Here is a 22,019-nt window from a genome sequence, read left to right as displayed (position 1 = left end):
AAGTAAGTCGTTTTATTTCCGCAAAAAAGTTAAGCGCTTACAATTAGGAGGAGGATAGGATCATGGGATTATTTATGAAAAAGGGTAAAAGGTTAAGTGCATTCGTCGTAACCATTATGATGATGTTCTCATTATTGATAATGCTTGTACCGGCAACCGTATTTGCTGCAAATACAACTTACTATGTCGACGCTGGCAACGGCAGTGATTCAAACAATGGCACAAGTACGGCAACGGCGTGGAAAACATTAACGAAAGTGAATAGCACAACGTTCCAGCCTGGCGATCGCATTTTATTTGAGGCCGGGAATACCTGGGTGGGTCAGTTATATCCGAAAGGCTCGGGTACATCAGGGAACCCCATCATCATTGATCAATATGGCACAGGAGCCAAACCAAAGTTTCAGGGCCAAGGTGCGGTGAAGGCTACCGTCTATTTGTACAATCAGCAATATTGGGAAATTCACAATCTAGATATTAGTAACCAAACAACGGGTTCCGTAGGTGATCTTCGAGGTGTACATATTACAGGAGCAGATATTGGAACGCTCAATTACTTCCGTTTAGATGGGCTCAATGTGCATGATGTAAGTGGTGAAGTCAAATGGATTGGCGGCGATGTGGCCGATAATGCAACAGGTATCACTTTCCAGACAGGGTGGGATCGTTCCAAGCGAACTGGCGGCATTGTGTTCGATATGTCAACGAACGTGCTAGCGCCGGCGGCAGCAACAGTGAAGAGTAAATTTAACGATGTGGTCATTTCCAATAGTTCCATTAAGGACACTTCTTTTGGGGGGATTATTTTCAAGCAATATACCGGGGATGGAAAAGATAACAATGGCAATGCCTCCGTTTCGGTAGGTTGGGGTGTTCGGAGCTCGGCTTCGGATACGAATTGGGTTCCTTTTACGAATATTACGATTAAGAATAACTTCATTAGCCAAGCTAACACGATCTATGGTTGTAATGGTATTTATATGACAGACGTTAAAGGAGGGTTGATTGAGAGTAATGTCGTTGCGGCTGCGGGCACTTCGGGGATTGAAACTTACTATGCAGACGATGTAGTTATACAGAAGAATGAGACGTATGGTGTGGTGAAAAAAGCCGGTGGCGCTGACTTTAACGGCATCGACACGGATAAAGGTACGACGAAACAGGTCGTCCAATACAACTATGTTCATGGCAATGGAGATGGGATCCTGCTGTGTCAATTCAGCTTTGGCGACTCCATCATCCGATACAATGTGATTACAGGTAATTCGAGATATCAAATTTATCTCCATTCTGATTCGGCTGCGACCTCGCAAATATATAATAATACGATCTACAATACGAATAGCACGTATTTGATTTATGGTTACGGGTCCTATATTAATGCTAGCTATCAGATAAGAAATAATATTCTGGATTCGACACAGAGTTCAGCGGTGCTAACAACTGGCGGAGGTATTGCTTATCATACGAATAGTTACTATGGGACTGGGCTTACGGTTCCCTCTGGAGATGCGAATCCGAAAACTGGCGACCCGAAATTAGTGAGTCCAGGAACTGGCGGTACAGGAACAGAAGCGAGCGGACCTGCTATGAGCACATTAGGCGGCTATAAGCTTCAAACGAGCTCTCCGATTATTAATCAAGGGGTTACGATTGCGTCTAATGGCGGGCTTGATTTCTGGGGAGATACATTATACACAGGCTCAGCAGATATTGGTGCAGATGAAACGCAGGTTACGGGAGGCAGTACGGGACCTACTTATTTGGTAAATGATACATTCGATGCCGTGACCACGGGGAGTGCCCCAACAGGTTGGACCATTGCCAACGGCACAAGTCCGAATGCGATTACCGTGCAAGCCATACCAAGTGCCGCCGATAAGAGTGTGCAGCTCAGCAAGCCGACGGCATCGGCCAAAACCTCTATGTCCAAATCGTTTGGAGCTACAAGCGGTACAATTACGATGGAGGCAAGAGTTAAACGGAGTGAAACAAACTCTTGGTGGTGCTTGCCCTACCTCTATGACAGTACTGGTGTCGTAGCTGAATCCATCGCGATGGATTCAGGGAATATCAAAGCTAATGTGAATGGGACTTGGACGACCATTCAAGCCTTCACGGCGAACACCTGGTATGACTTCAAAGTCGTGCTAGATACGAATACCGATAAATTTGATTTCTATGTTAATGGCACGTTGAAGCTATCCCAAGCGACAATGAGAGCAGCAGTAGCGAATGTGTCAAAGATCGAATTCTATGCGGATAACTCACAAACGGGCACAACGAATGTAGACAATGTAAGGGTATATACGCCATAACGATTACGATTGTTGAAATCCCGAATTGCCGGAGACGGTGATTTGGGATTTTTTGTGCGAAGTGAACCCGAATGATTGGAATAGTGAAAGAGAATCGTTCATTTACCTACTGGTATTGATGGGAAAATCGATCTTATAATATGGCATATCGAAATTAAGAGGAGGTCACACATGTTGCTTCAGCCCAAAAGTTTGAAATGGTCATCCTTGATCCTCGCCATTGTACTCGTGTTTGGAATTGTAAGTTCTCTGCTTCCGGTATCTCGTGTTCAGGCGTCACCCGTCACGGGGATGATCTACTATGTAGATGCGACAGGAGGTAATGATTCGCATACAGGTACAAGTGAAGGCACAGCTTGGAAAACGCTAGAAAAAGTAAATGCTACCACTTTTCAACCTGGGGATCAGATTTTGCTCAAATCAGGTGAAGTTTGGGAAGGTCAGTTATGGCCCAAGGGCTCAGGCAGCCCAGGCATGCCGATTATCATTGATCAATATGGCAGCGGGAGTAAGCCTGCCATACAAGGGAAAGGCTTGGTACAAGATGCGGTTCGTTTATTCAATCAGGAGTATTGGGAGATTCATCATGTAGACGTATCCAATGCTAAGCCAGCAACGGCAACACCAGGAGAGAACCTTGGTGATTACAGGGGGATTCATATCTCTGGTGATAATAGTACAACCTTGGATTATTTCCGTATCGTAGCTGTCGATGTTCATGATGTAACAGGGCAAATCAACTGGATTAGCGGTACACAGCCAGTTCCACCACAGCCAGGCATCCGTTTTAAGACTGGCTGGGACGGTTCCAAAAAAACAGGAGGCATCGTATTCGACACAACTGTGCCAAATATATTTAGTCCCCCTAGTCAAGCGACAGTTATTAATGATGTCATTGTGGAACAATCCACAATTACGAATACTTCTTTCGCGGGTATTACATTTAAGCAATACACAGGGGATGGGAAGGATGCGGATGGGAATACCATTGCCGTATCGACGGGCTGGGGCGAGCGAGCCAATGGGACCGATCCGAAATTCACACCGCATACCAATATTATTATTAGAGACAATTATATAACGCAAAAAGATACGGCATATGGCTGTAATGCGATGTATTTGACTGATATCAGAGGCGGACTTGTTGAAAATAATGTCGTCTATAAGGCAGGAACCTCAGGGATTGAAATGTACTATGCAGATGATATCGTCGTGCAGCACAATGAGGTTTATGAGACAACGCAAAAAGCGGGCGGAGCCGATTCCAATGGGATTGATCCGGATAAAGCGACAACAAAAATACTCATTCAATATAATTATATTCATGATAATGGAGATGGCATTCTAATCTGCCAATTTTCATTCGGCGATACCGTGATTCGTAACAATGTGATTAAAAGCAACACCAGATACCCCATATATCTGCATTCGGATAAGAAGGCGATAGCTGAGGTGTACAACAACACCATTTATAATGATAAAAGTAATTATTTGATCTACGGCTATGGCACATCCTTAGACGCAACCTACAACATTCGGAATAATAATCTGTACACGACACGTGCAGGAGCAACGATTACGACTAGTGGAACAACGTTCTACGAGAATAACAATTATTATGGTACCGGATTAATGATTCCTACTAGTGATACCAAGGCCCTACAAGTAGATCCTAAATTTGTAAGCACGGTGAGTGGCCCCTCTGGAACAATTGAAACAGGACCTAGGTTAGATTCAGCGCTAGGTTTCCGTTCAAAGTCAGGTTCAGCGATGATCAATGCCGGAATAGCGATGCCGAATAACGGTTCGAAAGACTATGCGGGTAAGACGCTGTATAACGGGCTCCCGGATATCGGGGCTTTTGAATATTACACAGAAGCAGGCAGCACAACTGAATCAGTGAACGGAAAAGTAAAGGATGGTTCTGGCAAAGCAGTTGCTGGAGCGAAGATATCCATGGTTGTTAATACGGTGAGTTATACGGCAACCAGTGATGCGAAAGGCTCGTTCGTGATTGCGGATGTACCGTTAGCTTCGGGGGTAGAGCTTAAAACTGAAAAAACGGGTTATACGACGACGACGACGACAATCGCGATTCAACCACCGAATATGACGACATTGGATATTGTCATTACGTCCACAAGTCCTTATGGCATTCTACGCGGAACCATTTTGGATGAGAAGATGTCCGCGCTTGAGGGAGTTTCTGCCAAAGTCATGTATGAAGGTGAGGAAATTGCAAGCGGAACAACCGATCATACAGGCATTTTGCAATTAGGTCAGGTGCCGATCGGCGAGAATTACACAATTGTGCTCTCGAAAGCAGGTTACTTTACGGTTTCCAAAGGTAATGTCAGTATTACACCGGAGAGTCTCACGGATATTGGCAAAGTGTTGCTATCGAGCAAACAACCGCAAGTGCTGTACAATCATACATTTAATAATCTTTCGACAGGAACATTGAGCTCGGGAAATAATTTGACTGTCAGCGCAAGTGGCGGGAGTGTTGAGGTCGCTGAGGTCCCTGGTGTGTCAGATAAAAGTGTCCTCTTAACGAGAAGCAGCAACTCTGGAAGCACCAGTTTGTCTCAGACTTTTGCTACACCACTAACAGGGATTGTCACCATTGAAGCCGATTTGAAACGAAAAGACACGTATGTTAGCGGGAATAACTGGATTAGCTTGCCCTATGTGTATGGCAGTACGAATCTAACGAACCCTGGCATTAGCTTTGCTTTTGATAAAGGCACAATAAAGGGATATAAGGGTACAACGACGACTGATTTTATGAAGTATGTTGTAGGCCAATGGTATAACACGCGTATGGTGATCGACATGGCTGCACAGAGTTTCGATCTATACATCGATGGTATTAAAATAGTAGATCGTGCCCCATACCGAATCGCTATGGCGGATATTAAGAAAATTGATTTTTATGCGAACAGCACCAATTATGGCAGTGTGTATATCGATAATGTCCGAATCACGCAAGGGATTGGTTACTCGAAGTCAGACGCAACACTTGCAGAGTTATCAAGTGATGCAGGAACCTTAACACGTCTGGATGAAACACATTACGCGATACAAGTACCGAGTAACGTGGAGCAGGTGAATCTGACACCTGTAGCTAGCAGTCCTAATGTAAAATCAATTCTTGTAAACGGTGTACCTGTTGGAAGTGGTAATAGTTCTGATTCCATTGCTTTAACTGGAGATGACACGGACATTCCCGTTGTTGTAACAGCAGAAGATAATCTGACAACGGCAACCTATACCGTTTCGATTCATCGGATCTCTGCTCAGGTAGATGCATCTTTACAAGGACTACTTGTGAATGGTGGTACATTATCACCTGATTTTGATCCAAGCATAACGCTATATCAAATCAATGTACCCTATTACATTCATGACCTCACACTGGTTCCGACTGCAGGCAACAGCCAAGCGGATATCACGATCAATGGAAAAACGGTGTTAAATGGTGCAACTTCAGAAGCAATTCCTTTAGTGGAAGGACAAAATCTCATTGTCGTTTACGTAGTTTCACCAGATGGAACTGCAAACGAAACGTATGAGATTGGCGTTCACAGGGCCAATAGTCCTTATGGTCAAATATCAGGAACAGTCAAGGATCAAAGTAACCATAATGTATTTGGTGCTCATGTAACGCTTACGAAACTTGGCGACTCAAGAACTACGATAACAGATGCGACTGGTACATTTACCTTCTCTGACGTGATGCCTGATACAGAATTTACGGTCACAGCACAAAAAGCAGGCTATGACGAAGCTACGATGGGTAATGTCACGGTGACGGTTGGACAGACTACGTCAGTGAACCCATTGTTCTTGCAAGCACATGGAGCCATAGCATCTTTAACAGGCGTCGCAGAAGCGACACCAGGCCAATCGATGCAATCTACATTCCAAATTAACAATGTGTCGAGCAGTGTGTACTCGGCCGTGTATTCGGTTGACCTCATCGTGGGCTTTGATTCAACAAAGCTGCAGTGGATATCTACACTTCCAAGCTCATCGCAATTGCAAATTATTCAGAGTGATCAAACAGCTGAGGGATCACTTACGATGAAAGTGTTGATGGCGGATGTCAATCAAGCTATCCCGCCAGATACCGATCTCTTCGTTGTAAATTGGAAGGTAAAAGACTTAGCTCCCGCAGGTGAAACAGTCATCCGATTAACGAGATCAGATGTAACGAATGGGCGGGGAGATCTATTTCAAGCGACGGCTTCAGAACATGCGCTTGAGATCAAACGAGTAGTGATTGTAGATCCTGATCCGAGACCAGATCCAGATCCAACCACAGATCCATCACCAGATCCTGATCCGGTTACGAAGCCAGACACGGGAACGAATACGACGAAAGACCCGTCCCCATTTTTGCTAGAGTCGAACGACCAAGGGACTGCAACGATTACTAAGGCTAACTTAGAAAGCGCTATTCAATCCACACAAGATGATTCCAATGGCAAAAAAGTAATCGTTGTTAACTTGAAACCCAACAACTCATCCTTAGATCAAGTTGGCCTGCTGCTCCCAGCAGAGCTGTTGAAGGCGAAGGAGCATGCATTTGAACTTAAACTTCAATCGGAGTTAGGTACTATTGTGATATCTGATCAAATGCTGAATGGTCTGGGCAATCTAGGTGATATGGTGGAAATTCGCTTAAAGAAAGCTAACTCGATTGATAATCATCCTGTTTACGACATACAGCTTCTAGCCAATGGAGAGTCCATTGCTTGGCATAATCCAGAAGCACCAGTTACTATTCAGATTCCTTATTTGCCTTCACAAGAAGAAAAGCAGAATCCGGATCACATCGCCGTTTTTTATGTCAATCCACAAGGACAGATGATTCCTGTACCGAATGGGCATTATGACGTACAGTCAGGTCAAGTCATCTTTACAACTAAACATTTTAGCCAGTATGCAATTATGTATAAGAGTCCGACTTTCATGGATCTAGCTTCTGTGAAATGGGCACAAGCGTCGATTGAAACACTTGCAGCCAAGGGAGTTATTGAAGGCAGGAATATACACGAGTTCGACCCACAAAACAGCATTACACGAGCAGATTTCATTGTTCTATTAATGCGAGCATTGGATCTTGCAACGCGTACAACGGATGCCTTCACGGATGTAGCCAGCCATGATTATTATTTCAATGCGCTCACCAATGCCAAGGCATATGGTATTACAACGGGGACAGGAAATAACTTGTTTGAACCGATGAAACAGATCACGCGTGAGGATACGATGGTACTGACCGCAAGAGCGCTTCAAGTAAGTAAGCAGCTTCCTAGTCGTCCAAGTTCAATAGAGGTAAAACTAGACTATACAGATGCTTCCGACATTTCTGACTACGCCAAAGGCAGCATTGCAGCCCTTACCGCCGAAGGCTTTGTTCAAGGCGATGAAACAGGCATTCATCCGAAGCAGGAGCTCTCCCGCGCACAGGCGGCGGTTCTGATTCATCGGATTGTAGTGAATAAGTAATCGTATTAAGGCAAGACCCAGGGCGACAGTGCTCTGGGTCTTCTTTTTTTTCTACGACTGACCAATCAACATACAGAATTTATTTTCTGCCGCTTTAAGGTATTTCGCGGGATTTCTTCTGAAGCGACGACGATTGGTTGTTTCCTGTAACCGTAGGGACCAGCGTTGTCTTTCGGTATGAAAAGTTTCATAGGTAATGCTCTGGAGTCTGCCTACTAAGTTCCTCTGGCGGAGTGCGTCATCAACAAATACAACAAATTCTCCGGAGCGAACGATGTACTCGTTCCAACTCCGAAGTCCTGTCATTCGCCGATGGCGTGTTTTCGTTTTTCTAAAGAATCTCTCATGGTCATTATTTGTACGGGGGACATGTGAATGGTCGTAACAAGTAAAAAGCCCTTTCCAAAATCCCTTCGTGTAGCTTCTCAGATTTGAAACCATGATTTGATCACTTTCTTTGGTATAGGTCAAATCTACCCACTGTAGCAAACACTGCATGTGAAATCGTACCGAATCACTGCTTTGGTCGTCAGTTGGATTTAAAATATCTGCTACGTACTGGAGTGGGAGTGACCAACGTTTTACATCTATGTACAGTGTGCTGAATTCATTAAGTTTACTGAATATTCTGATTATGTTTTGAAGTAGAGAGGGCTCTTTTTTTACTCAGGCAACTTTCAAGGGATGCCTGTATAGCTTCTGATGTTTCATAGATTCGAAGACCTGGCAAATCCAGCGGTGGATTACCATCTTCCAAAAGAACAGAACGCACCGAAGCCAAATAATCTCTTGCAACTTCGGCTTCTTCGGAGACATCTTGTTCTAGCTTTCTTTCGATAGCACGAATACCGCGAAGGCTTTTCTTTATGCCCGTTTTTAATTTTCGATCTAGATCCACGATAGGCTTGGCAATATCTTTTAAATAGTGATACTGACAATATTGATACGGAACTTCTGGTAGCAGTGATTCCATAGCTAGACGAATAGACTGCTGTCCGTCTGAAACGATGCCGATGATGGGAAAACCTAAATCGATAACAGGTTGAATGAGGCTCTTCAGTTCTTCAGCAGAACTACTCTTTACGCTTTTTGCGACGAGAATTGTCCCACTGAAAACTTCTCGAATGACATAAAGGGTCTCATTCCCTTTCTCAGGCTGGACACCGTCCATGGAGATCATAATTCCGCCGTGTTGATTGACAACGTGCTGAAGTTCATCCTTCACAAATTCGGTCACACTCGAACGTAACAGTGTTAGATAGCGTTCATACAATCTTTGCGAATTACGCTCCGATGTGGACACACCTCGCTCCATAAGTTCTTCGGTAATTTCAGCAATGGTCATATGTTGTTTAAAGCGAAGTTGACCAACTAAGGCAAGCACGTCAAAGCCATATGAAGTATGCTTCATAGCGAGCAACGCTGCTTCCGCGGATTTGTAGTATGTTTTTGGGTAGGCACAGTTTGCATTAGAACAAACATAGGCCATGCTCCAAGCTTGAATGACACCGTTTAGTGTAGAGATATTTTTCTTCCAAGCCGTATGACTTCGCTTCAGTTTTGCTCCGCAGTGAACGCAGCAAGAAAATTCGGGCTGGAAGTATATTTTTCTTTCAGGAGTGATCCGGTTCTTCGGTAATGGCATGAGAAAACCTCCGTTAAAGTATGTCTTACATACTTCAACAGAGGTGGTTGGAAGTCCTTGTTAGTTGATTGGTCAGTCGTAGTTTTTTTACTGTGAAATAGTGAAAGAACTTCATTCGATGCGCAATGTAACTAATCGGAGATGCCTTTTATAATAAACCTATAAGATAACAAGCGAATCTCGTAGCGCTTTGAACAGGGAGTGGAATGATTAATGGAAAGCACCGTGGAGCAAACAGACCGTTTGCTTGCAAAACCGAAGAAAAAGAAAATCCCGTTTCTGAGCCGATGGGAGTCTCCCGTGGCCGGTTACCTCTTTTTGTCCCCGTGGCTGATTGGTTTTTTCCTGTTAACACTAGGGCCAATCCTGATGTCCTTGTATTACTCGTTTACGGACTACTCCTTGCTGGATGCACCGCATTGGCTTGGGGCACAGAACTACAAGCATATCGTGATGGAGGATGATACTTTCCGCGAGTCCATCAAGGTAACTTTGCTATTCGTCGTATTCTCCGTACCACTGAAGCTCGTTACAGCGCTGTTGGTGGCGATGCTGCTGAATAAGAAAATCAGAGGGATTTCCTTCTATCGGACGATGATCTATTTCCCATCATTGATCGGGACGAGTATCGCAGTGTCGATTCTATGGAAAAACATTTTCAGCAAAGACGGCTTTATTAACCAAGCCTTAGCGCTTGTCGGCATTCAAGGGAAGTCATGGATTGCTGACCCTGACACTGCGTTAGGGACACTAGTACTACTTATTGCGTGGCAATTCGGATCGGCGATGATTATTTTCCTTGCCGGACTGAAACAAATTCCAACGGATTTGTATGAAGCTTCTTCCGTAGATGGCGCGAGCAAGGTACGACAATTTTTCACGATCACGCTGCCGATGTTGTCTCCGATTATTTTGTTCAACTTTGTGCAATCAACGATCAATTCCTTCCAGATGTTTACACAGGCATTTATCATCACCAATGGGGGGCCTGTAAATTCAACGTATGTATACGTCATGTACTTGTATGAGCGAGCATTCTCGAAGTTTCAAATGGGCTATGCCTCAGCGCTAGCTTGGATTCTACTGGTCATTATTGCAGCGGTAACCGCGCTTATTTTCGCAACCTCTAAATACTGGGTTTACTATGAGACGCAAGGAGGGAAGGGGAAATGATGGCAAGACGCCAAGGTTTGACCCATCTATTATTACTAATTTCAAGCATCATTATGATGTATCCCGTGTTCTGGTGGTTAGGCGCTTCGCTCAAAACGAATGATGAGATGCGCTCGCCGAATTTATTTCCCGAAACATTCCGTTGGGCTAATTACACCGAAGGCTGGGTATCGGTTCCTAACTATGACTTCAGCGTATTCTATATCAATAACTTTCAGTTAATTATTGGCGTATTATTCACAAGTATCGTATCTTGTTCCCTTGTTGCGTTTGCTTTCGCCCGACTAGACTTCCCGCTTCGTAAGCTTTGGTTCGGTATCCTGCTGGTGACGTTAATGCTTCCGACGCAAGTAACGATTGTACCTCAGTATGTGTTATTCAGTAAATTTGATTGGATTAATACGTATTTACCCTTCTATGTCCCTCATTTGCTCGCAGGCGGCGTGGGCGGCCCCTTCTTCATCTATTTGCTCGTGCAATTTATTCGTTCCATACCGAAAGAGTTGGATGAGTCTGCGAAAATAGATGGATGTTCTTGGTTCGGAATTTACTGGCGCATTATCATTCCATTGACCAAGCCTGCACTGGTTACAGTCGCAATTTATTGTTTCCTTTGGAACTGGGATGATTTCTTTGGTCAATTACTGTATATCAATTCCGTCGATAAATACACAGTAAACTTAGCCTTGAAGCTGTTCATTGATTCTGCGGGAACGGTGCCGTGGGGGCAAATGTTAGCCATGTCTTTAGTCTCTGTTATGCCTGCCGTGATCATTTTCTTCATCGCACAGAAGCATTTCGTCGAAGGTATTGCTTCGGGTGCTTTAAAAGGATAAGCTTAGGATTGACTAGGAAAGCTGCTGCATTTGCTGCGGCTTTCTTTGCATAAGACCTTAGTTTGAATCATACGGAGGGCAGAGACATGCTGCAAAATCCATTCAAAACGTATCGCATTATCGCGGTTTATTTCTTCAGCTCAGCCGTCATTATTGCTATGTTGATCGGTATTGTTATTGCCGTTAGTTATTCGGGGACTTCGAGTGAAATTGCTTCCAATACTTCTTTCTATCAGCAGCGCTTGCTGAATGAATTGAGCAAAAAAATGAGCACAAGCTTAATTGGTATTGAGCAGACCTCGGGAACCTCGGCTAAGAATGTCGATCTCCTATACGGCCGATTACGAGATAAGGACGCTTATGAGCGCCTGCAAATCGAGACGGATCTGCAGAGTCAATTGAACTATCTTGTCTTCGGTACGCCGATTCTGCAATCGATCCATGTCTATTCAGATTACCCATTTACTTCGGATACCCAAGGCCCTGTTACGTTCTTCCAGATGTCGCTATTAGATAAGGAAGCATGGTATCCGAGTATTCTAGAAACGGACAGCGCTTGGCTTGGCGAGCACAAAATTATGACCAATGGACGTGAAGAATCGGTGATAAGTTTCGCCCGCAAAGTCATCAATAATAGCAATCAGTATTACAGCTTGATGGTTTTCAATATTAAGGTATCGAGCATTCGGCATCTGATTTCAAGTGAAGACGACACGACCAATATGGCGTTACTTGATGCAGCAGGCAGATTGATTACGCATTCTGGCAACAGCAGCAAATTGCAGCAAGCGACACTCACATTGAAGGGGGAGCTGGATAAACCAAGCGGTTCCTTACGTGTGGAGGATGATTTCTTCGTTTGGGCCAAATCACCAGATTCCCAGTGGACACTCTTCGAGGCAAGTTCTTGGGGTGAAATGACCAAAGGCAGTAAAAGCATGGCGAAGCTCTTCCTTCTTCTTGGAGCTACCTCGATTGTGCTCGTGCTGCTGCTTACCTTATTCTTATCCCGCCGATTCATGAGACCGATGAATCAATTGATTCGAGCCATGGGGCAGTATTCACCAGGGGAAGATCAAGGTTTACCAACCGACTATAAGAATGAGTTTGGGAAATTATTTCATGGGTATCGTAAATTAACACAACGCATCGAAGACCTCTATGCATCCCTGCGGGAGCAGCATGTGCAGCAGCGGGCAGCAGAGCTGAAATCGTTGCAAATGATGATCAATCCTCATTTTCTATATAATACGCTCGATCAGATTAACTGGACAGCGATCGAGGCGGGGCAGAATAAGATCAGCTCTATGCTCGCGCAAGTCGCGAGTATGTTTCGTTTAGCGCTATCTAATACGAATAGTCTGGTGGCTGTGACGGAGGAAGTCGCGCACATTGAACACTATTTGAAATTTCAGCAGGTGCGTTGGGAAGATAAAATGTCATATCAAATTAAAGTGGATGAGAGCTGTAAGCACTCTCTGATGCCGAAGATTTTTCTGCAGCCGTTCGTAGAAAATGCGTTTATGCATGGCTTTCATGGCGCTTCCGAAGCTGAGATAGGTATAGACATTAATCGAGATGAGAACAACTTATATGTAACCATTACAGATAATGGCAAGGGGCTCAGTGATAATTGGCAGAACAAGCCTAGGAAGCGCGGAGGCTATGGACTTCGGAATGTGAAGGAAAGACTGGATGCCTTATTCGGCAATCAATATAACTTACAACTGAGCAACCGGGAACAAGGTGGCGTTCAAGTTGACATTCGATTCCCACTATCAGACCAATAACCATATTCATAACATAAGGGAGTAAATGAGCATGTGGAAAATAGCCATAGTGGATGACGATTTTCAGGTTTTGCGAGGTTTACGGCATATCATTCCTTGGGCCGAGCTGGATGCTGAATTCGCGGGAGAGGCGATTGACGGAGAAAGTGGACTAGAGTTAATCCGTGAAGTAGAGCCTGATATCGTCATTACGGATTTATATATGCCTGGTATTAGCGGGATTGAAATGATCGAGAAACTGCGGGGGGAAGGCTTTCAGGGCAGATTTATTATTCATAGCGGATATACCGATTTTGAGTATGCGAGGCAAGCGATTCGACTGGATGTCGACGATTATTTGAATAAACCAATAACAATCGAACAGATTCGCGAAGTTTTGTTTCGGACGATTGGACAATTAGAAGATTTCTATCTGGAAAAAATGGAGAAAAAGCGGCTTGTTCGTTTTGTTCAAAACTATGAGAAACAAATGGCCGATGAGCAGCTTGCCGCTCTGCTTAATGGTACTCTTCAGCCTAATTCGGCTGACATGAAACTGCCCCATGTCGAAGCGTACTGGACAGACTATGATCAGCAGGTCGTCGTACTTGAACTGGTGAAGACAGACAGGGTGACGGATATCTCAGTGGCAGATTGGCATTTATTTCGCTTCGCCATGTCCAATATCACGAAGGAGCTGACGCAGCAGGAATGGCCGGAATCAGCGTTTATTTGGCTATTCGGGCCGTATTCAGCACTTGTTCTACATATTCCTCGCAGCGAAGCAGATGAGCAATCTCTTGAACGATCTGCTCGCTTCATAGAGACCTTAACAAGCAGCATGCTGCGATATTTGGGTTTAACGGTGAAAGCGGCGGTAGGTGAACGCATTAGTAAATGGGAAGATTTGAAAAAGTCAGCAGATGTTGCTTTCGAATCATTACAAGCATTTGAACAAGGACAAGGTGCGGTGGATCTGGTCCGTTATCTTTCCCAATCTTTGCAGGAAAGCAGTGAAGAAGAGCTGTGGTCGCATATTCAGCGGTTCATTAATCGGCAAGAGGCGTCAGCTAAAGGCGGCGATCCCAAGCTATTCTATCGTGTCTTAGCGACGGAAATTTGGACGTTGCTGCAATATGCAGCACAGCAAGCAGACATGTCGATTACCCCTACGGACGAGAATGAGTTGGTAACGTCAACGGATACGATTATTCATCGTGCGGATGTAGAGAGCTTCCTTCAAGCCAAGGTGAAAAGCATTGGACTGAAGCGACAGCCAAGCATTAACCAGAAGCATAAAGGAGCCGTCGATTTTATGCTCGGTTACATTCATGAGCATTATGCCAAAGACATTACGATGGATGAGTTGGCGGGACAGCTATTTATCTCGAAAAATTATTTGAATCAGTTGTTTAAAAAGGTGACAGGGGAAACCTTTATGAACTATGTCATTCGTGTCCGACTGGAGAAAGCGAAGGCGCTTCTCTTAGAAGGGAATTTGTTGATTTATGAAGTCTCTGAGCAGGTTGGATATCAAAATGTGCCATATTTCAGTACTCTTTTCAAGAAATATTGCGGAATTAACCCGAGTGATTTGCTGAAAAAGTAGGTTTTCTCCCCGCTTGTTTCAAAAACTGAAAGAAATCAGTTCGATTCTCTCCTATACCGTTGAGGCTTTCAGCGATACGATAAGTGTGTGAGATCGACATATGCGAGAGGGGTAATTATACAATGAAGAAAAAATTAATGACTACTGCACTATCACTTGTTGTCGTGGCATCCATGTCAGCTTGTGGATCCAAAACGGAGGAAGCGCCAGCGAAAGCTTCGGTTCAACCAACAGCAGCAGCCACGACTAAAGCGGAACCAGCCGCTCCAGTCAAATTGCGTATTGCTTGGTGGGGAGCGCAAGAGCGTCATGATGCGACTCAGAAGGCATTAACTCAATATACGGCACTTCATCCGAATGTTACTTTTGAAAGCGAATTCTCCGGTTGGGACGGCTACTTCGATAAGCTCGGCGTTCAGTTCGCAGCGAAAAATGCACCTGACATTATCCAAATGGATGCTGCTTACTTGAATGAGTATGTTGGACGTAATTTGGTCGCTGATCTAGCAAGCATTAATGTAGCGGATATGGATAAAGCACTTATTGAATCAGGTAAAGTGAATGGCAAGCTCTTCGCAATGCCGTTAGGAACTGCCGCACTTGGCATGGCTTACGATAAAACGGTGATTGAGAAATTAGGTTTAAAGGCACCAGCTTGGGATTGGACTTGGGATGATTACTATAAATTCGGTCAAGATGCCAAAGCCAAACTAGGGAAAGATAAATACGTTTTCGTTGATCAAAGCTCAGATTTAGTTGACTATACAGCTTATCAGCTTAGCCAAGGTAAAGGGCAGTCTTTTACAGACAACAAGCTATCCATCGATAAAGATACATGGATTACATACATGAATAAGCAATCCGAAATGCGTAAAGCAGGCATCGTTACACCTGCTGATATTACGGTGACAGACAAAGAGCTTGATCCGAAAATGGATAGTGTGGTCAATGGAACAGCGCTTGCTCGTCACATTTTCTCCAACCAAGTGGGTGCTATTAATGGTCTTAAACCAGACGCTTTTGGATTTACAACACTTCCGAAAGCAGGACAAACGGGTGGTTGGTTGAAACCAGGCATGTTCTGGAGTGTGAACGCAGGCTCCAAGCAACAAGATGAAGCGAAGAAATTCGTTGATTGGTTCATTAACGACCAGGAAGCAGGGAAAACACTATCATTAACACGTGGTATTCCAGGAAATGCGAAAATCGTAACGACACTAGCACCAAATTTCAGCGCGTCTGACAAAACATCCGTTGATTTTATTAACAAAGTAGGACCGGCAGCACAGAAATTCGTGGCTGAACCGCAAGGCTGGGGTAACTTCAAGAAAGATTACAAAACGATCGTAGAGAAAGTCATGTTCGACAAAGCAACAGCAGATCAAGCTTACGAAGAATTAATGAAAAAAGCGAAAGAGTATGATACAGCAGTAAAAAAATAATTGATTGCTTTGAATCATGGCGTTGTCGCTTCTTAGGACGCGCCATGATTTTTTCCTTCGATAGGGGTATAGACATGCATATAAATGTAAATAGTAAATCAACGTTACGGCTGGAGGGAAGGCTTTCCATTTGTCCGCCAGATCGTTTGGGAACACCAGTTCGTCACTCCTTAGATATGCTGACGAGAGATATCCTGCATGTGCTCGGTACGGAGCCAATTCTTGTACATGAACCTGCTGAAGCAGAGCTTGTCATACGTTATGCGTCTGAGCATGATGGCTGTGCGATGCATGCGGAAGCATTTGCTCTGCGATATACGCACGATGGTGAGAAATTGCAGCTGCATATCGTGGCGAATGATGACTTGGGGCTCGTTTACGGTATCTTGCATGTGAGTGAAACGATGCTAGGCATTCATCCATTTTGGTATTGGATGGATCAGCCGATTAAGCAACGCACTACGATAGAAGTGAATTGCGAACCGTATGACTCACCAGTAGCTAAAGTGAGATTCCGCGGGTGGTTCGTCAACGATGAGGTATGTCTCATTGGATGGAAAGAGACGTACCCACCTTCGCGTGAAGTATGGCTGCCTGTTTTTGAAGCGCTGCTTCGCTGCGGTGGAAATATGGTGATTCCGGGGACGGATCTACCGAAGACAGGTATTCATTGGGAGCTTGCAGTAGAAATGGGCCTTTGGTTAACCCATCATCATGCGGAGCCTTTGGGCGCAGAAATGTTCCTAAGAGCTTATACTGGCAGATCGGCCAGCTATCAGGAAGCCCCTGAATTATTTGAAAAACTATGGCTGGAAGCCATTGAGAAGCAAAAGGATCAAAACATCCTGTGGGTGCTCTCATTCAGAGGGCAGGGGGATAAGCCTTTTTGGGAGAATGATCCATCCTTTGATACACCAACCAAGCGTGGGGAAATGATTTCCCGCGTCATTTATCGTCAATATGAGATGATTAAGGAAGCCGTTGAGAACCCTGTCTATTGTGTAGCTTTGTATGGTGAGATTGCGGAGCTATATAAGGGCGGTTATATTGAATTGCCACATGATGTGATCAAAATTTGGGCGGATAATGGGTATGGTAAAATGGTGTCACGCCGACACGGCAATGTGAATGTGCGGATGCCAGCGCTGCCTGCTGCGGATGATGGTGGTCAGCATGGTATCTATTACCACGTGACCTTCCATGATCTTCAAGCATCGAATCATTTGACGATGTTTCAGGGTGCGGCTGCCTTTGTGAAGGAGGAAGTGGAGAGCGCTTTTGAAGCGGGATGTACCGATTATCTCCTGCTGAATTGCGGGAATATTCGTCAGCACATGTATATGCTAGATCTTGTTCGTGAACTGTGGCTTCAAGGAACGATGGATATCGAGACTCATTTACAGGCATTTGTTAGTCGCTATTACCCAAGTCATCAGGAAGAAATTGCCGATTTGTATCGCACGTATACAGAAGCCTCCATTGCTTATGGGCCACATGCTGATGATTTGGCTGGAGACGAGTTTTATCATCATCCTGCGCGAAGATTAATCGGGCATTGGCTGCAAGGGCGTACAAGTGAAGCGGACCGCGGGTTGCTGTGGGCGACGGGAGAATGTAGTTTCGCTGAGCAAATACAATGGTTTGAACAGCGAGGTGAAGAGGGGCATGCTTCTTGGTCTAAGTGGGTCCAGGTATGTGAGGAGCTGCTGAGCAAGTTGGATGGTGAGGACAAACAGCGAGTTATTGACCATTTGTGGCTGCCAGGTGTCATTCACCAGACGGGTTCGGAGGGATTGCTCTGGCTCTGCCGTTCTTATATAGCTGCTTACAGCGAGCAGTATGCGCAAGCCTTCGTATTGGCTTCACAATCCATGTGGTGTTACGACAAAGGTTTACAGGCACTTCGCTTGGCTGAGCATGGCAAATGGGCGAATTTCTATCGTGCCGATTGGCTAACGAATATCGCGAGTACCGTTACTAATGTAGATACACTACGCCGATTCCTGCGTATGCAGGGGGATAGTCCAGACTTTTTCCACTGGTACAAAGAATACCTCATGCCAGAAACGGAGAAATATATTTACTTGGAAAACACACACCGGAATCCCCTTTCGGATGATGAGCTTGCTAACCAATTACAGCGCTATTTTCATAAACAAAAATAGTGTGATTTGAACCATTCTTTATTCCGACGTATAATAACAGGACTTCGAGATAAAGGATGATGGAATTCATGAATAACAAGAATGGAAGAGTCTATATCCGGATTCTGGATGTAAGTGACACTGATGATATGCTAAACCACATGCTGCGTAATCGTGAATTATTCGAGGGCGTAAGTCCTAAGCGCTGTGAATCTGTTTATACAAAAGAAGTACAAGAGAAGGGTATTGAAAACGGGATCAAACAAAGAGAAGAAGATAAGCGATACGCGTTCGGCATTTTTCTAACGGAAACGGATCAACTTATTGGTGATATTTCGCTTTTTGAAGTCCAACGTGGGCCACATCAGAAGTGCATTCTCGGTTATAGCATGGATCAGGCGCATAATGGAAAAGGGTATATGACAGAAGCGATTCAACTGATTATGAAATTCGCGTTTGAAGAAATAGGATTACAACGTGTAGAAGCAGGTGTCATGCCGCGTAATGTGGGCTCGATGCGTGTTTTGGAAAAAGCAGGCTTCCGACAAGAAGGACTGGCTCGCAAGCTGTTAGAAATTAACGGCGTACGTGAGGATCACGTGTTGTTCGCGATGTTGGCTGAGGATTATTTGGACCGTGTAAAAGAATAATACTTGAACGGTAAAACGGTAGCTCTAGACTTTATATAAGTCTGGAGCTATTTTTTTCCACAATAAGGAACCTTTTCCGAGTTGTACGGTCTTATTAGTAGAGGTGAGCGCGTGGCGAACGATTTCGAGTATTTAAAATATTTGGCTCAAGGGTACGACCGGGAGCTTGTACTACGAGACTTAATGGAAGATTTCGGGGATGATGTATGGAACTTTGCCTTTTTCTTAACACACCGTTCTCATGTGGCAGACGATATATCCCAAGATGTATTCCTTGCGGCATTTACTGGGATGTATGCGTTTCGCGGGGATTGCTCGGTGAAGAGTTGGCTGCTTACAATCACAAGAAATAAATCACTCCATTATCTGCAAGGGGCATTCTTTCGAAAAGTAACTTTGACGGATCGGTTCATCTCGACGGGCAGCTCGCCAGCTGCGGAGCAGGTTGTTTTCGATCGGAGCGACACCCGTGATCTTTGGGACTTGGTAATGACATTACCTCGTAAATATCGGGAAGTGATTATTCTGGATTATCATTATGGACTTAAAATGAATGAAATCGCCAAGCTATTGCATGTCTCGGTTGGTACCGTCAAATCAAGATTAAACCGGGCCAAGAAAAAGATGAATGCTTTAGTTACCTATAACAAGGAGGAGGTGTAGGGTATGAATGATGAAAAGCCTGCCTGGGCAAAGCGAATGGCAGATTCGCCTTTTGCAGATCGACATTTTACAAAACAACTCGCAAATCGTGTCATGCATCGTGCCAAGGAAGTGGGTGATTCCTCTAGGCGTAGATATAAATGGGGGATTGTAGCTACTTTACTCCTAGTTATTGTGATTGTGTTTGGTTTCGTAGGAACGCCGAGTTCTGAAGTTGCGATTGTCCAAGAACAGAAAGCTTACTATGAGCAGGGGCGTCTGATTTTTTATGTAGCTCCTGAGCCTAACGCGAGGGCTGGAGAAATGAATGGGTATATGTTCCATTTTGAAGATGCAATGGAGACCTTTATAGGTAAAACGTTAACTATTCAGGCTGTACAGCTACAAACTGGAAGAAGTGAAACAGTCGCTTCTGAGAAAATTAAAACACCTAGCCCTGGGTATCTTGGCCTTGACAGGTATACGACCCGATTTGCGCTTCCCCTTGAAGGCATGTGGCGATTAGACGTGAAATTAGACGATCAGTTATTCGGACATGTAACCGTAAATTTGGGAACACCATCTTGGGAGCTAAGTCCGATGTTTCAATCAGGAAATTATTGGATGCGCGGTATTGCAAAACAGATTGGCTTTATTGATGCTGGATTTATAGCTGGAAGGAATCAGAAATATATGTGGCATTTCTGGGGGACGGATGAAGAGCTTGCTGGGCCCTTCCAAGTTTATGCCGTAAAAGAAGGAACGCATACATTTGTCGAAGTATTTTCATCTAATCTATCGTCATCAGCAAACGCTTTAGGGCCAGCAAACAATGGTGCTGACCGACATCTTCCTACCCTGATGATGCTCCCGGAAAAAGGTCGTTGGCGTTTACTGCCGTATGTACACGGACGATTGCTGCCTTCCATTGTGGTCGATGTGAAGTAATTACACCGATGGGGCCATTTGAACCTGCGGGGGATACGCTGACGCCACGGGATTGGGAATGCTTGGACGGCACGCTGTACGAGAATGAATCGGGGACTACACTCCAGTTGACCATTCATCAGCCGAACAAGCATCCGTTGGAGCGTACAGTTATTTGGCACATCGAGGTGAGCAATGGGATGTTTCAACTCGCTAAACCGGCTGAGTGAGCAGTTTTCGTAAATAGATGGAAAATATCCAGTTATTTCAACTCAATTTGAACTAGATTCGATTCTAACTGGAAAAACTCCATCTAATTTTCGTGTTTCGGCTAAGATTGCTGAGAAAGCCTGATTTTAGCTGTATGTTTTCCAGTTATTTTATAAAACAGGGGAGAAAACGCGGAAATAACTGTACTTTTTCCATCTAGTCTAGCAAATAGAGACAAACGCTCTATCCAACTGCCGCAGATCACTAATCTGCGGCAATTTCTCTTTCTCCAGAACCATGAAACATGCCGCCACTGAACAAAATTGCTAATTCTCGCTCTCGTAATTGCAAGAAATTTCACGCTACATTCAGTACGATGAAAGGGAAGTAATCAAGGGATCATGAGGAGGCAGTTGCGATGTCAAGAGTTACGAACTTTCAGTTAACAGAGGAAATGATCAACAAGTTTTATCGGGAGGGATACTTCTATGCACCAGGATTTATAACTGCGGAGACCGTGGAAGCGATCAACCATGAGAATGCGGTGTTCGCGAATATGCTAGGCGATGGGCAATGGAAAAGTCATGCGATTATCGATATCGCCAAAGAGAAAGCTGCTTATCCTGAAACAACAGGTTTTCTGACGAATCAGGATGTCGTTGGTGTGTTTGAACGGATTTTGGGCGATGAGGTCAAGCTGTGGATGGGGATGTACGCTGTCGTGGATCCGCAGGGGAAGGGACTCGAGTGGCACCAGGATAATCAATATACGCACATTCTTGGTCATATGCTGAATGGTTTTATTGCACTTGATTCGATTACGCAGCAAAATGCGGGACTTTGGCTCGCGCCTGGTTCCCATCTTCTAGGTCGACAACCCAATCTTAATACAGAAGAGGGGCATAAGCGAGCAGCTGAGCCTGCTAACGGAACGCCTTGCGATCCGATGGCACCGGGGGATGCGGTATTTTTCCATCGCGAAACGCTTCACCACAGTAAAATGAACCATACGGATAAGCCAAGACGCGCCTATGCCTTCCAAGTTGGAGCGGCGAACTGCCGTTACGCGAAGACGGGCAAGCTGCTGGAAGACCGTGTTCAACTATCAGGATACCAACTCTAGGCGGAGTGGGTACG

Annotated in this window: 14 protein-coding genes; 13 read left to right on the top strand and 1 reads right to left on the bottom strand. The window is 44.7% G+C overall.

Annotated elements, in window-relative coordinates:
• Positions 1–62 precede the first annotated feature (62 nt).
• Both GC096_RS07455 and GC096_RS07450 read left to right on the top strand, forming a co-directional pair.
• On the top strand, positions 63–2,318 hold the full coding sequence (locus GC096_RS07455; protein ID WP_216626056.1) for a right-handed parallel beta-helix repeat-containing protein: 2,256 nt from the start codon (positions 63–65) through the stop codon (positions 2,316–2,318).
• Positions 2,319–2,489: 171 nt separating this feature from the next.
• On the top strand, positions 2,490–7,835 hold the full coding sequence (locus tag GC096_RS07450; RefSeq protein WP_171629602.1) for a carboxypeptidase regulatory-like domain-containing protein: 5,346 nt from the start codon (positions 2,490–2,492) through the stop codon (positions 7,833–7,835).
• A gap of 616 nt (positions 7,836–8,451) precedes the next feature.
• On the opposite strand, the gene GC096_RS07445 is transcribed toward GC096_RS07450, so the two are convergent.
• Entirely contained in the window at positions 8,452–9,480 is a 1,029-nt protein-coding gene (locus GC096_RS07445) for a transposase (protein ID WP_171629601.1), read from the bottom strand.
• Positions 9,481–9,693: 213 nt separating this feature from the next.
• Between GC096_RS07445 and GC096_RS07440 the strand changes: the two genes are divergently transcribed.
• The 11 genes from GC096_RS07440 (at position 9,694) to GC096_RS07390 (ending at position 22,005) form a co-directional block, all read left to right on the top strand.
• Positions 9,694–10,653: a carbohydrate ABC transporter permease gene (locus GC096_RS07440; RefSeq protein ID WP_171629600.1), complete on the top strand. Its 960-nt coding sequence runs from the start codon at positions 9,694–9,696 to the stop codon at positions 10,651–10,653.
• Positions 10,653–11,489: a carbohydrate ABC transporter permease gene (locus tag GC096_RS07435; RefSeq protein ID WP_171629844.1), complete on the top strand. Its 837-nt coding sequence runs from the start codon at positions 10,653–10,655 to the stop codon at positions 11,487–11,489. Before GC096_RS07440 ends, GC096_RS07435 begins: the two co-directional genes overlap by 1 nt.
• Positions 11,490–11,575: 86 nt before the next feature.
• A complete protein-coding gene (locus GC096_RS07430; protein WP_171629599.1) occupies positions 11,576–13,279 on the top strand; it encodes a cache domain-containing sensor histidine kinase in 1,704 nt (567 codons plus the stop codon).
• 31 nt (positions 13,280–13,310) lie between these two features.
• Positions 13,311–14,867: a response regulator transcription factor gene (locus GC096_RS07425; RefSeq protein WP_171629598.1), complete on the top strand. Its 1,557-nt coding sequence runs from the start codon at positions 13,311–13,313 to the stop codon at positions 14,865–14,867.
• Between the two features lie 122 nt (positions 14,868–14,989).
• Complete coding sequence (locus GC096_RS07420) at positions 14,990–16,309, top strand: ABC transporter substrate-binding protein (RefSeq protein WP_171629597.1); 1,320 nt, start codon at positions 14,990–14,992, stop codon at positions 16,307–16,309.
• Between the two features lie 74 nt (positions 16,310–16,383).
• Positions 16,384–18,474: a glycosyl hydrolase 115 family protein gene (locus tag GC096_RS07415; protein ID WP_171629596.1), complete on the top strand. Its 2,091-nt coding sequence runs from the start codon at positions 16,384–16,386 to the stop codon at positions 18,472–18,474.
• A gap of 68 nt (positions 18,475–18,542) precedes the next feature.
• Entirely contained in the window at positions 18,543–19,103 is a 561-nt protein-coding gene (locus GC096_RS07410; RefSeq protein ID WP_171629595.1) for a GNAT family N-acetyltransferase, read from the top strand.
• Positions 19,104–19,214: 111 nt separating this feature from the next.
• Positions 19,215–19,766, top strand: coding sequence for an RNA polymerase sigma factor (locus GC096_RS07405; protein WP_312886217.1), 552 nt, complete (start codon positions 19,215–19,217; stop codon positions 19,764–19,766).
• A 3-nt stretch (positions 19,767–19,769) separates the two neighbouring features.
• Complete coding sequence (locus tag GC096_RS07400; protein ID WP_171629594.1) at positions 19,770–20,693, top strand: DUF4871 domain-containing protein; 924 nt, start codon at positions 19,770–19,772, stop codon at positions 20,691–20,693.
• Positions 20,694–20,701: 8 nt separating this feature from the next.
• Entirely contained in the window at positions 20,702–20,902 is a 201-nt protein-coding gene (locus tag GC096_RS07395; RefSeq protein ID WP_171629548.1) for a hypothetical protein, read from the top strand.
• 398 nt (positions 20,903–21,300) lie between these two features.
• A complete protein-coding gene (locus GC096_RS07390; RefSeq protein ID WP_171629593.1) occupies positions 21,301–22,005 on the top strand; it encodes a phytanoyl-CoA dioxygenase family protein in 705 nt (234 codons plus the stop codon).
• The last annotated feature ends 14 nt before the right edge of the window (positions 22,006–22,019 follow it).

This window comes from Paenibacillus plantarum, from assembly GCF_013141695.1.
GTDB classification, from domain to species: domain Bacteria; phylum Bacillota; class Bacilli; order Paenibacillales; family NBRC-103111; genus Paenibacillus_E; species Paenibacillus_E plantarum.
This window is presented reverse-complemented; position numbering and strand designations above follow the sequence as displayed.